11 protein-coding genes and 3 tRNA genes are annotated in these 12,142 nt (G+C 60.4%); 11 read left to right on the plus strand and 3 right to left on the minus strand.

The window, feature by feature from the left end; all coding sequences use genetic code 11:
* Positions 1 to 521: 521 nt before the first annotated feature.
* Positions 522 to 1,616: an NADH:flavin oxidoreductase/NADH oxidase gene (locus SH292x_RS08250; RefSeq protein WP_442485120.1), complete on the plus strand. Its 1,095-nt coding sequence runs from the start codon at positions 522 to 524 to the stop codon at positions 1,614 to 1,616.
* A gap of 46 nt (positions 1,617 to 1,662) precedes the next feature.
* Here SH292x_RS08250 and SH292x_RS08255 read toward each other — a convergent pair.
* Together SH292x_RS08255 and SH292x_RS08260 are read right to left on the minus strand one after the other, a co-directional pair.
* A tRNA-Ala gene (locus tag SH292x_RS08255) sits at positions 1,663 to 1,735 on the minus strand.
* Positions 1,736 to 1,826: 91 nt separating this feature from the next.
* Positions 1,827 to 1,900: transfer RNA gene (locus tag SH292x_RS08260), tRNA-Ile, on the minus strand.
* A 269-nt stretch (positions 1,901 to 2,169) separates the two neighbouring features.
* Here SH292x_RS08260 and SH292x_RS08265 point away from each other — a divergent pair.
* Positions 2,170 to 4,086, plus strand: a complete 1,917-nt coding sequence (locus tag SH292x_RS08265; protein ID WP_442485121.1) for a redoxin family protein — start codon at positions 2,170 to 2,172, stop codon at positions 4,084 to 4,086.
* Between the two features lie 119 nt (positions 4,087 to 4,205).
* Here SH292x_RS08265 and SH292x_RS08270 read toward each other — a convergent pair whose 3' ends face one another.
* On the minus strand, positions 4,206 to 4,409 hold the full coding sequence (locus SH292x_RS08270) for a hypothetical protein (protein ID WP_442485122.1): 204 nt from the start codon (positions 4,407 to 4,409) through the stop codon (positions 4,206 to 4,208).
* Between the two features lie 1,062 nt (positions 4,410 to 5,471).
* Between SH292x_RS08270 and SH292x_RS08275 the strand changes: the two genes are divergently transcribed.
* From SH292x_RS08275 to SH292x_RS08315, 9 genes are all read left to right on the plus strand, one after another.
* Complete coding sequence (locus tag SH292x_RS08275; protein ID WP_442485123.1) at positions 5,472 to 5,798, plus strand: hypothetical protein; 327 nt, start codon at positions 5,472 to 5,474, stop codon at positions 5,796 to 5,798.
* Between the two features lie 246 nt (positions 5,799 to 6,044).
* Positions 6,045 to 6,923, plus strand: a complete 879-nt coding sequence (locus SH292x_RS08280) for a BON domain-containing protein (RefSeq protein WP_442485124.1) — start codon at positions 6,045 to 6,047, stop codon at positions 6,921 to 6,923.
* Between the two features lie 291 nt (positions 6,924 to 7,214).
* Complete coding sequence (locus tag SH292x_RS08285; protein ID WP_442485125.1) at positions 7,215 to 7,826, plus strand: hypothetical protein; 612 nt, start codon at positions 7,215 to 7,217, stop codon at positions 7,824 to 7,826.
* 98 nt (positions 7,827 to 7,924) lie between these two features.
* Positions 7,925 to 8,605 (plus strand): MotA/TolQ/ExbB proton channel family protein, encoded by a 681-nt coding sequence (locus tag SH292x_RS08290; RefSeq protein ID WP_442485126.1) that lies wholly within the window; start codon positions 7,925 to 7,927, stop codon positions 8,603 to 8,605.
* A 246-nt stretch (positions 8,606 to 8,851) separates the two neighbouring features.
* Positions 8,852 to 9,292, plus strand: a complete 441-nt coding sequence (locus SH292x_RS08295; RefSeq protein ID WP_442485127.1) for an ExbD/TolR family protein — start codon at positions 8,852 to 8,854, stop codon at positions 9,290 to 9,292.
* A 53-nt stretch (positions 9,293 to 9,345) separates the two neighbouring features.
* Positions 9,346 to 11,136: a hypothetical protein gene (locus SH292x_RS08300; RefSeq protein WP_442485128.1), complete on the plus strand. Its 1,791-nt coding sequence runs from the start codon at positions 9,346 to 9,348 to the stop codon at positions 11,134 to 11,136.
* A gap of 253 nt (positions 11,137 to 11,389) precedes the next feature.
* On the plus strand, positions 11,390 to 11,566 hold the full coding sequence (locus SH292x_RS08305; protein WP_442485129.1) for a twin-arginine translocase TatA/TatE family subunit: 177 nt from the start codon (positions 11,390 to 11,392) through the stop codon (positions 11,564 to 11,566).
* A gap of 95 nt (positions 11,567 to 11,661) precedes the next feature.
* Positions 11,662 to 11,919, plus strand: a complete 258-nt coding sequence (locus SH292x_RS08310) for a Sec-independent protein translocase subunit TatA/TatB (protein WP_442485130.1) — start codon at positions 11,662 to 11,664, stop codon at positions 11,917 to 11,919.
* Between the two features lie 115 nt (positions 11,920 to 12,034).
* Positions 12,035 to 12,108: transfer RNA gene (locus SH292x_RS08315), tRNA-Val, on the plus strand.
* Positions 12,109 to 12,142: the final 34 nt, after the last annotated feature.

A 12,142-nucleotide genomic window follows, 5' to 3' on the forward strand; every position in this document is an offset into this window, starting at 1 on the left:
GATTGCGTTGGCGAGGGGGAGCGTTTGCTTGCGGGGTGAGATCCTTCGGTCGCTGGGGCTCCCTCAGGATGACATGTGAGTGGGTTACTTCAGGATGAGCATGTGAGTGGGGTCCGTTACGGTCACATTCAAGCGGGCTCAGCCCCCACCCCAGCCCTCCCCCGAATCGTCGTTGCGATTGGTGTCCTATCGCATGGCAACCACTCTCGCGCAACGACTTGGGGGAGGGAGTTAAAGGGTAATGTCGCACCTGCGGTTTACCCCTGCGACTTTATTCGTCGGGGGCCACTCGCGACTCGGTTTGTAACCTGTTCGATGCGAACGACTTACACCCTCACTTCGCTGCAAGAGAAAAAGAGTAATGTCGCACCCAATGCGATTTCGGCCAACTGCGACTTTATTTCCTAGCGGAATGAGGGCTGTGGGGTGGCCGGGCGGCGGGAGGTCGTTGACCCTGTTCGGGGGGATTGCGATTATGGGAGCACGTTCATTGAAGGGTTCCACAGGCGCGAGGAGTTGGTGTGGCTAGTTTGTTCGATTCGTTCTCGCTGAAAGACGCGCACCTGCGGAATCGCATCGTGGTGTCTCCCATGTGCCAGTACATGTCCGACGAAGGTCGGGCGACCGATTGGCACCAGGTTCACTACGCGTCGCTCGCTCGCGGCGGTGCGGGGATGGTGACTGTCGAAGCCACGGCCGTCTCGCCCGAGGGGCGAATCACCTGGGGAGACGCGGGGCTGTGGAACGACGAGCAAGCCGCGGCGCTCGAGCCGATTGTCGCCGCGATCAAGAAGTGGGGCGCCGTCCCCGCGATTCAAATCGCCCACGCCGGTCGCAAAGCCTCGGCCAATCGCCCGTGGGAAGGGGATGATCACATCCCGCTGGGCGAGCCGAACTCGTGGGAAACCATCGCTGCGTCGCCAGTTGCCTTCGGTGGCGCACTCACTCGCGTGCCGCGCGAGATGACCATCGACGACATTGCCCGCGTGCAGCGAGACTTCGTGCGAACGGCAGAGCGAGCGAGAGATCTCGGCTTCGAGTGGCTGCAGTTGCACTTCGCCCATGGTTACCTCGCCCAGAACTTCTGGTCGACCTACTCGAACCAGCGAACCGACCAATATGGCGGCAGCGTCGAGAATCGCGGGCGGTACTTGCTCGAGACGCTCATCGCGGTTCGCAAAGTCTGGCCCGAGAATCTTCCGCTTGCGGCTCGGCTCGGCGTGGTGGAGTTCGATGGCAACGACGAGCAGATGATCGGCGAGTCGATCGAGCTGCTCAAGAAGATGAAGCAGGAAGGTCTCGACTCGGTGGACGTGTCGGTCGGCTTTAACACGCCGACGGCGAAGATTCCGTGGGGACCCAACTTCCTGGGCAACATCGCCGGGCGTGTGCTGGGCGAAACCGGTCTGCCAGGGACGACGAGCTGGTTCATCGCCGGGGCGTCGGGAGCGGACACGCTGGTTCGCGAGGGGAAGGTGGATTTCGCGTCGCTCGCGCGACCATTCCTGGCGAACCCGCACTGGCCCTACGCGGCGGCGAAAGAACTGGGCGTGGAAGACGCAGCCTGGAAGACCTTGCCGGCACCTTATGCCCATTGGCTCGCGCGATACCGCTAAGGGTATCGCTAGCAAGAAGACCCACAGCGGGGTCAGATTGTACGAGTGGAGCCGGACGGGATCGAACCGACGACATCTAGCTTGCAAAGCTAGCGCTCTCCCAGCTGAGCTACGGCCCCAGGTAATCTTCAAATTATACGCTGTCAGCCTTCAGCTGTCGCTTCGCTCGGAAACGACTGCTGAAAAGCTGTCAGCTCGACGTGTCGAAAGTGGGTGCGCCAAGACTCGAACTTGGGACCTCAGCCTTATCAGGGCTGCGCTCTAACCAACTGAGCTACGCACCCGCTTATGCCTACCAACTAGTGGCAAGTCCAGTATTTTAGGTTCGGGACGCCCGGTGTCAAAGGGCCCCGCCCCCGAAGAAATCGAGTTTTCTCCAGTCATTTTCCAGCGGGGTGCGGATTGTCCCTGTTGTAACGCGGGCGGTTTTCCTACGGACATTGACCTAGCCGCGGCCCTGGAGGTTCGATAATCTTCGCCGCTCCGCGCGGAGTGCCGCGCCCGGTAGGTCAGGTCCCTCGCGCCCGGCTTTGTGTATTAGAAGGAATTTGCCATGCATTTCGCTCGCCCGCCCTTTGTTTTCGCCAGCGTCGTGGTGACGCTAGCCGCTTCGTCCGTGGCCTCGGCCGCGGCCCCCACGGCGCGTCAGGCGCTGGGGCTCAAGCCGATTCAAACGAACGTCGAGTACGATCAGCCCGCCGAGGCCGATCTCGATAAGTGCACCATCCAACCCGCCAAAGTTGAAGGAAAGACCGCGTGGGTGGTGAGCGATCCGCGTGGCCAAGTGCTCCGCCGATTCAGCGACACCAACGGCGACAACGTGGTGGATACTTGGAGCTACTTCAAGAGTGGCATGGAGGTTTATCGCGACATCGACGCCGACTACAACGGCAAGGCCGATCAGTACCGCTGGTTCCACACCGCCGGCACCCGCTGGGGCATGGACCGCGATCAGAATGGCAAGATCGATAGCTGGAAGCAGATCTCGCCCTACGAAGTGGCCGAAGTAGCGGTCGAGGCGATCAAGAAGGGCGACGTCGCGCTGTACGCCACGCTGCTCCCCGCTGGTAACGAGTTCGAGCAACTCGGTCTGACGGGGGACCTGAAGACTCAAACCACGGCAGACCTCCGCAAGGCTCAGTCGGAGTTTGCGAAGTTCGCCAAGGAACAAAAGGTCGTGGGGGCGAACACTCGCTTCCTCGACTTCGGGGCTAGCCGTCCGGCGACGGTTCCGGCTGGTGCCGAAGGTGCCACGAAGGACCTCCATGTCTACGAGAACGTTTCGGCCCTGGTCGACAACGCCGGCAAGCCCGAACAAGTTTACCTCGGTGCGATGGTTCAGATCGGCGACACTTGGCGTTTGATTGGTTTGCCGACTGTTACCGATTCGCGGGAAGCTTCGAGCCTGATCTCGTTGCCATCGGCTGAGACTGTAGTGGCCGGTGCCGATGCCGCAAACGCCCCCACCGCCGAGATGCAGGCGCAGCTTGCTGAGCTGGAGAAACTCGACGCGGAACTTGGCGGCACGAACGAACAACAGATTGCCGTGACCAAGAAGCGTTTGGAAGTGCTGAGCAAGCTCGCCGCGGCGAGTCCCGCGGGTCCCGAGCGCGAGCAGTGGCAACGCCAGCAAGCCGACATGCTGAGCGCGGCGGTGCAGACAATGCAGTACGTCGAAGCGATTGGCGAGATTGAAAAGCTGGCCGCGCAGCTGAAGCAAGAGAAGGCTTCGGAAGAACTGCAAGCTCACGTCGAGTTCCGGCGGCTGTGGTCGGAATACGTGAAGGCTCAGCTCGATCCGAAGGCCGACTACGCGAAGATTCGCGAGAACTGGCTGGCGTCGCTGGAGAAGTTTGCGACCGACTACCCGAACGTTCCCGACACGGCCGAGGCGATGCTTCAGCTCGGTATGGAACAGGAGTTCTCGGGCGAGGACGAAGCGGCGATCGAGTGGTACACCAAACTGGGCAAGAGCTTCCCAACGACCGACGCCGGTAAGAAGGCGCAGGGCGCGATTCGCCGTCTAGGTTCGATTGGTAAGGTCCTGCCGCTGCAGGGCAATGCCGTGGGTGGTGGCAACGTGGACCTCGCGGGCTATCGCCGCAAGTTCGTGCTGATTCACTACTGGGCGACTTGGTGCGAGCCGTGCAAGGAAGACATTGTCGAGCTGAAGAAGCTGCATCAGCAATACGCTTCGCGTGGCTTCGACATTATCGGCGTGAACCTCGACAGCAACGTCAAGCAAGCCGAGCAGTACTTGGCTCAGAATCGTCTGCCGTGGAAGCACGTGTACGACGAAGGTGGTCTCGATGGCCGACTCGCGAACGAGATGGGTGTGATGACGCTGCCCCTGATGGTCCTGGTGGACGACAAGGGCCAGGTGGCTAATCGCAACATTCACGTCACCGAACTCGATAGCGAGCTGAAGCGAGTCCTTACCAAGACTCCGCAGGTAACTCGCCGTCCGTAAGGATTGCGAAGATACCGAATGCAACAAAAAAACCACGCGTCCTTCGAGAAAGGACGCGTGGTTTTATTTTTTTTCGGGGGGCTCTACTAGCGCGTTGCACTTGAAGTGCGAAACGCAAGCTAGATCGAGTAGCGACGATTCGATCGAGCGGCAATGCCACAGCCGGGCGAGGCGACGGGCTTGCGGCCACGCTTGCGGATGGCTTTCGCCGATCGCTTGCGGGCGTACTGAAGGGGTTGATCGTCGTTGAAGTTATCGTTTTCGGCTGCATCGACCAGGCCGACGCGGAGAGCGTAATCGATATTGCGAGTTCCGTAAGTCATGGCTCCATCATTCCTATCGTGACAACTACTGGATTAGCGTTCCTGACTGTGTTTGTCGTTCTCATCCGATCGTGGGATCTTCGAGGTGCGGTTCCCCGAACGGTCTTGCGATGGCTCACTTGTGCATGGGCTAAAAGGCCGCTCCATCGCCAAACTGTCCGCACACCGCTGCTCACCAGATGCAAGCGGTGTACCAAACGGCCTGGATCGGCAGTAGTTCAATACGTGCCCCGACTGACTTGCTCCGAATCCGCCAATTCCGGCGAAACCACGGCTCACGCGGTCGGGCAGAAATGTGAAGAAAAGTTTGCGCGCCCGCAAGCGATCCGCATGACTCCTCACGAAAACAGTGAGTCGGTAGGAAGGCGGCTTAACTTGTTAACTTGGCTGGAGTTACGGCGTACAACGCTTGGGTCTAGCAGCTTTCGGTTTGTTGGCTCGCGGCCGAACAACGCTTTCAACTGCTGACTATCAAAGGGTTTAATGCCGATCCACGCGCATGGTGAAACAGTTTCACCATTTTGGTGAAAGCAATCAGAGCCGATCGGGACATAGAATCTCCCCGATTCGTCGCGAGAGCGCAGGTTGCCTTTGCGCGGTACCGCGCCCGACTGTCGGAGCCGTTCCGTGGTCGCGATCCGACACCCGACCCTGAGAGTGGGGTAATTCGTTCGCGCAAGGATTCGGCCGCCGGCGTCAGCGGGCGGGGCATCGGAGCACGCGCAAGGCCCGAAATTCGGCGGTTTCGCCGGCATTTCGCTTGTGGTGCGCTTCGTATTTTTACGTGCCAGCTGAGCGATGGCACTCGACTACCTGCTCCCCAATTTGGCCTCGGAGCGTGTGCGCTCGTGCGGACCGTGGGAGGTCAACTTGATTTCGACCTGCGCAGGCGCATGAGCGCGCGCAGACCGCTGAAGACTTCAAAGCAACCGCTGTGCCATAGTCCGCAACATTGGTTCAGGGCCACTTTGGGGAGGCGAATCGATGTTGACCCATTCGGGCGATTCGTCATAAGCTCTGGCCTCCACTCACCCGTGCGCCCCGCCTGGAGATCCCACCTCGATGGAAACCGCCCTGTTGCTCCCTCCCCATTTTTGGGTGGTTGTCCATATCGTGGGTATCGCCCTGGCGGTTTCGAGCCGCAGCCATTTGGGGCCCATGTGTGCCCTGTGCACCAACTTTCTGATGACGCTATCGATGGTGTCCGTTGGTTTGGTGGCAGTGGTTGGGTTTCTAACGCAGCAGCCTTTTTGGGCTGCTTCCGGGTGTACGCTCGGCTTGATGGCGGTCGTGATGTGTTTCGAAGGCAATCGCCACGAGCCCGATCGCGTGCTGCAAGCTTTTGCCCTGAGCGATGAGCCGCTGGGCGCGACTTGGCAGGACTGCTAGGCCTCGGTGCTAGTGTCTGGTGCTAGCGTTCGCGCACGAAATGATCGGCAAAACCGGAAAAAAACTCCCCTCCGCTACCACCGGTAGCCGAAGTCTATAGCGTCGCCTCGTAGGCGCACTTTTCGAGGTGCATCACGAGAGCGCCATCGTTCAATGCTCGAGTCCCGACGAAGTGGGTCGGGCTGAAGTTGGTGGTCCCCTGCCCCGCAGAATCCACTAGCTCACTAAAACCTAGGAGGGGGGAAAATGGGAAGGCGTTCGATTCATTTCGTTTACGCCTGCGCGCTACTGGTAGCTACGGCTACCAGCGCGGTTCGGGCGCAAACGCCCGAGGACACCGCCATGGCGCAGCAGGTGGCCGGCTCGATTAAATCGAGCGGGCAACTGTCCAACTACCGGCTTGGCGTAAAGTACCAAGACGGTGTTGCTTGGCTGCTGGGCTCGGTTTCCAGCGTGGAACAGGAGCAGAAGGCGATTGAGCTTGCCAGCACAGTCGCCGGCGTGGATCAAGTGATCTCGAAGCTTGAGATCGCAGGCCAGAGCGAAACGCTGGTTTCGCCCGAAGCCGAAGTTGCCAAGGCCGCACCGGCCACCGAGCAGAACTTCGAGCTTGCCAGCACCGAGACGATGTCGCAGCCGGTCGCTCAGCCTCGTATGGCCCAATCGCCAGTGATGCAGCGTCCGATGATGCAGCGTCCCATGGGGCAGCAAATGCCTCGTCCCATGAGCCCGCAGCAAGCCTCGGCGATTCGTGCCGCCGGCGGTCCGATGGGACCTCAGGGTGGTCCGATGCCTGCTAGCTACTGCGGTCCTTGCCAAGGGGGCGGCGGCATGGGCATGGGTATGGGTGGTGGCATGGGTCCGCAACCGTCGGGATACGTTCCCGGTGGCGGTGGTGGCCCGAGCTACGACAACGCCAACATGCCGAACTACGCTTGGCCTAGCTACGCAGCCTATCCTAACTACGCTGCGGTGACTTATCCCAAGCAGTACTCGCCCACCGCGTGGCCGTATATTGGTCCCTTCTATCCCTATCCCCAGGTTCCTCTGGGATGGCGGAAGGTCACCCTGGAATGGGATGACGGCTGGTGGAATCTCGACTTCAGCCACGCCAAGACTCAATGAGCCTAGGTGCTAGCGATGATACAGAGCTCGGCCTCTCTTCGGAGAGGCCGAGCTTTTTTTGTTGCGGAAGAGCGAGCTGTGGATAGGGGGCGGGGTGGAGCGCGGTGGCCGGTGCTTGCATAGATGCATGCACCGATGACGCGCAGGAAATTTTTTCGTCAAAATCCAAAGAACCCGCAAGATCCACCCAGATTATCTCGATAACTACTGCAACGACTCGTTCGCGTGAGCGTTCGGGGCTTATCCAAAATCTCATCCGGCAGTTCTCTGTTCGCAATCAAAGGTTGATCCATGCAACCGACCATTCAAGTAACGTACACAACTTCTCGTGCCGCCAAGCTGGTCATGGGCTTGGTGATCGGCGCGGTGTCGCTCTCCAGCTCGGGCTGCTTCTGGGGTCTTACGACCTTCGGTCCCAGCCTGGGCATGCTCGCGATTCCCGTTCCTGTTAGCCCGTACTTCCAGAAGAAGAAGGAAGACGAGTTCTGGGCCAAGGAACGCTACGAGCGTGTTCCGATCCTCGGACCGATCACCTCGGGCATGGAGCCGATCGCGCTGGATCCTCCGAGCGACGACGAAGTGATGGTTGCTATGGAGAAGGCCAACCCGGTACAAGGCAACTGGCCGTTCCTGTACGAGCGGAATCGTAACAACGTCCGCATCGTGAAGGAGAAGATCGCCGACTACGTCGATCCGCCTCGCCAGTACCCGCTGATCGGCCCTGCTCAGCAGCATCACGCTCACTACAAGTGCACCGTCTACTACGAAGACGTTCGCAACGTCGGCTGGCCCGTGCCGCACCGCCTGGTGGACGAAGATGCCCGCGAAGTGCTTTACATCGACCATAACCACCTTCACATGGTGGGCAACGTCGGCGAACTGGAATGCACGCCGGCTCAATAAGGCCTGGAGCGTTAGCTTCGCGAACCGTTGTCAATTCGAACTGCCCCCTAGCCCCGATTCTGATCGATCGGGGCTAGTGGCATGAACCGAGGCCTCCCATGCTACTTGCTCAAGCGCCCGAGATTCCCACCAAAAGCCTGCTCGAGATGCTGCTGGGAGGCGGCATCAGCGTGTGGCCTATCATCTTTGCGTCGTTTGTTCTGGCAGTAGTCGTCTTCGAACGGCTGTTCGCACTACGGAAGAAACGAGTCCTGCCCAGTGCGTTCATCCATTGCTTTTTGTCGCAAGTGGAAGATGGCACGCTCGATCGCCACGAGGCGCTAGAGTTCTGCGAAAGCGATCCCAGCCATATGGCCCGCGTATTTGCGGCGGGCGTACGGAAGTGGGGCAAGCCGGCGGTGGAAGTCGAGCAGGCAATACTCGACGAAGGCGAACGGACCGCCAACGTGCTTCGCAAGTTCCTGCGCGTCATTAACGGTGTGTCGACGGTCTGCCCGCTGCTTGGTCTGCTTGGCACGGTGTGCGGCATGATCACCGCGTTCAACGCCATTGCCGGCAGCGACGCGATGGGCCGTCCCGAGTTGCTCGCGGGCGGTATTAGCGAAGCACTGCTGTCGACGGCCGCGGGACTGTTCGTCGCTATCCCGGCGCTCGTCATCTACCTGTACTTCGTGGGTCGCGTCGACATGCTGGTGATGCAAATCGACCAGCATGGCCAGGAGTTGGTGAATTTGATCTCTGCGGAAGCGAGTCAGACGAAGAAGAAAAAAGCAGCGTAGGACACGGCGGGGGTGTCATCCTGGAGGATCCCCAGCGACTGAAGGATCTCCTCTGCCATCATGGAACGTTCGAGCTACTCTTCGTAGGAAATCACATCTAAATGCAAACGAGATCCTTCGCTCGCCTAGGCTCCCTCAGGATGACGTAGTTCGATTTGCTTACTCACTTACTCACTTACTCACTTACTTAACTGCGACATTACCACGGCCCTGACGGGCCCCGCTCGCCTTGGGATGAAATAATCTGTGCCTCTTAAGACCATCCAAGACGATCAGATTCAGTTGAACTTGACGCCGATGATCGACGTCGTGTTCCTGCTGATTCTATTCTTCATGGTGGCGACGAAGTTCACCGAGGAGAGCCACCACATCGAGCTGGAGCTGCCCAAGGTCGCGAACGCGGGCGAGGCGGCAGTGGTCAAGAAACCGCGGGCGGTCACGGTGTTTGCCGATGGTCGATTGGAGCTCGATGGCGAGCCTGTCGATCGCAATGCACTGGTAACCCTTCTTGGGGCTGCTCGCCAGGCGACGCCCGATCTCGACGTCGTCTTGCACGGCGACGCGAACTGTCCGTTCCAGCACGTGGCCGACGCGCTGGCCGCATGCCATGAAGCGCACGTGACACAAATTGGCATTACCGTCGAACTTGCGACGGCGATGAGCAAATCGGGCGCCACGAAACGTTAGCTCGCCTCCCCTATGTTCGGAGAAATGACGAAACTCCCCAACGAGTTCCAAGCGTGCCCACCCTCTCACCCATCCTTGCCTTCTCGGTCTGGTACCTAGCTCTCTGGGTAGTCTTGGGGGTGGTGTGCGTCGTGTCGCTGGTGGCGCTGCGATTCCATTGGGTGCAGCGTCGACCGATGTCGCGTTGCGTGTTGCTCTCTGTCGCCGCCCACGCGCTCTTGATCGGACTGGCGTCATCGATACGGTTCGTTTCCTTGCCGCCCGGTGGAGGGCAGGACGCGCCGGTTCGTGTGACGATTGTCTCGTTGGCCCCTCAAGACGTGATCGAGGCTCCCGATACTCCACCGTCAGCGTCGGAGGTCGAAGAACAGCCCACCGAAGAGCATGTCGCGCCCGAGTTGATCGAGGCTTCAGAAGAGAAACCCGAGGAGAGGATCGTCGAGAAGACGGAGGAGAAACCTGCGGAGTCCGTAAAGGTGGAGAGTCCTCCCCAAGAAGCGAACATGCAAGCAGAGGCGGAGGCGCCGCCTGAGCCTGAGGTGACGGCGGAGCCTGTTGTTGCGGAAACTCCACCGACGGAATCTCCGCAGGAAGTCGCTGACGCAGCGCCGGTGGAACCCGAGACGGTGGTCGAGCAAACTCCTCCGACTCCTGCCACGCAAGTTCCCGCGCAGCCGGTGGCTGCAACGGTGCCACTGCCCCCTGCCCTGCCCGCTTCGCTCGCCGATCGCGTGGCACCCAATCGATTGCAATCGGTCATCGAGCACGGCGGTAGCGTCGAAACCGAGCAAGCGGTGGGCCGCGCGCTAGAGTGGCTCGCAATGGCGCAGGCCGCCGACGGGCGTTGGGACGCTGATCGTTGGGGTGCCGGTCGCGAGATGATGGTCCTTGGGCACAATCGGAAGGGCGCAGGTGGCGACGCCGACACGGGGATCACGGCGCTTGCGCTACTGACATTCCTCGGCGCGGGGCATTCGCACCTCGAAGGTTCGTATCAAGACACGGTGGCACGCGGCTTGGTCTTCCTCATTCGATCGCAGGACGCCCGAGGCTGCCTGTCGGGCGAGTCGTCATTCTACGCGCGGACCTACTGTCATTCGATGGCGACCTTCGCACTCGCCGAGGCGTTTGCCCTGACCAAAGACAAACGGCTGGAGCCCTACGTCGTTCGAGCCGTCGAGCACTTGCTCGCCGGCGAGAATAAAACCGTGGGTGGTTGGCGCTATAATGACGACGGTCGCGACCAGGGCGACGTCAGTCAACTCGGCTGGGTCATCATGGCACTGCGCAGTGCCGAGCTCTCCGGCGTCCGCGTGCCGGACGAGACGTGGACGCGCATCGACGGCTTCCTCGCCCGCGTCGCGCGGGGGCGGCACGGTGGGCTCGCTGCGTATCAGGTCCGCACCGACTGGAGCCGATCGATGACTGCCGAGGCAATGTATTGCCGTCAGGTGCTCGGCCGTCCGCTCGCAAGTGCCGGGCAGGTCGAGGCGCTCGATGCATTGGAGGCCGAACTTCCTGGCGACGGTTCGACGAACTACTACTACTGGTACTACGCAGCCCTTGCGCTGCATCACGCGCAGAACGATGGCTCTGCCGCTCGCCACACCTGGAACCGGTGGAACGACCGGATGAAACGCGAGCTGGTGAACGCCCAGGTCACCGACGGCTCGAACGCCGGAAGCTGGAGCCCCAACACCGTGTGGGGGGGATACGGCGGGCGGGTCTATACCACAGCGATGGCCGCCATGTGCCTCGAAGTCTACTACCGCTACGGTTCGCCGGCTGCGGGTCGCAGCCCGTGGGTGGCGAGCCAGCCACGCGAGGGTGTGTCGAATAGGTAGGCATTCTTTTCCATCGCGACGGCTGGCCAAAACGTCATGGTCGGCCGTGCCGATTACTCCGAATAAATGAGCGGAATCGGCAGTTTTCGCGTCGTTTGACGCCCTGGTAGCAGGTTATAGAATTAGGGTTGCTGTGTGCCTATAATAGGGCGTGAGCAACGGGCGGTTGGCACAGGCCTCCAAGTCCAGTTGTACCCGCCCACCCGGCCGTGCGACAACGTACGAGCCACTCCTTGCGTTGAGGTATTGGACCATGTTTGGTTTTGGCCATTGGGAAATCATCATTGTCATGCTGGTGGTGTTGCTGCTGTTCGGCAACCGCCTACCTGCACTGGCGCGTTCGATGGGCATGAGCCTCACCGAATTCAAGAAGGGCATCAAAGAGATCGACGAAAAGAAGTCGGACGACTCGAAAGAAGCGACGCCGTAGTAGACTTTGCGTCATCACCGAAGTTGCCAGACTTCGGCCCCGCCTGATTCATCTAAGCCCACTCCGCTGGCAACGCTGGGCACGGAACCCTTCCCATGTTTGGTATTGGTCATACGGAACTTCTGATCGTCGGTGTCGTGGCGCTGCTGCTATTCGGCCAGCGTCTACCCGAGGTCGCCCGCTCGTTTGGCAAGAGCCTAACGGAATTCAAGAAGGGCATCCAAGGAGTGAAGGACGAGTTCAACGACGCTGTCCATTCCAGTTCAAGCGCCGCCCGTATCGACTACGACGACGAGCGCGAGACAGCCGCCCCGCGGTTCGAGCCCCCCACCAGTCCGCCCCGCGCCGACTGAGGTTCAAATGCGACTGGCGTGAGACCACTAGTGGCCCCTGCCGCCGGATGCTAAAATCCCCGTCGAAGCAATTCGACGAAGAAGTTCACGGACGCGTCCTTCCGCGTCCCCCCTCGGGCGGCTAGCTCAGTTGGTTAGAGCGCTGTGTTCACACCGCAGAGGTCACAGGTTCGAATCCTGTGCCGCCCACTGTTTGTAAGTTCCGCCGAGATAAAGATTTGTG

Source organism: Aeoliella fuhlenseeensis (assembly GCF_052161615.1).
In the GTDB taxonomy this organism is placed as follows: Bacteria; Planctomycetota; Planctomycetia; order Pirellulales; family Lacipirellulaceae; genus Aeoliella.

Excerpts from the sequence above, each read along its gene's own strand:
- SH292x_RS08290 (WP_442485126.1), top strand. The coding sequence starts at position 7,925 with ATGCTACTTGCTCAAGCGCCCGAGATTCCCACCAAAAGCCTGCTCGAG.
- SH292x_RS08305 (WP_442485129.1), top strand. The coding sequence starts at position 11,390 with ATGTTTGGTTTTGGCCATTGGGAAATCATCATTGTCATGCTGGTGGTG.
- SH292x_RS08270 (WP_442485122.1), bottom strand. The coding sequence starts at position 4,409 with ATGACTTACGGAACTCGCAATATCGATTACGCTCTCCGCGTCGGCCTG.
- SH292x_RS08310 (WP_442485130.1), top strand. The coding sequence starts at position 11,662 with ATGTTTGGTATTGGTCATACGGAACTTCTGATCGTCGGTGTCGTGGCG.
- SH292x_RS08285 (WP_442485125.1), top strand. The coding sequence starts at position 7,215 with ATGCAACCGACCATTCAAGTAACGTACACAACTTCTCGTGCCGCCAAG.
- SH292x_RS08275 (WP_442485123.1), top strand. The coding sequence starts at position 5,472 with ATGGAAACCGCCCTGTTGCTCCCTCCCCATTTTTGGGTGGTTGTCCAT.
- SH292x_RS08265 (WP_442485121.1), top strand. The coding sequence starts at position 2,170 with ATGCATTTCGCTCGCCCGCCCTTTGTTTTCGCCAGCGTCGTGGTGACG.
- SH292x_RS08280 (WP_442485124.1), top strand. The coding sequence starts at position 6,045 with ATGGGAAGGCGTTCGATTCATTTCGTTTACGCCTGCGCGCTACTGGTA.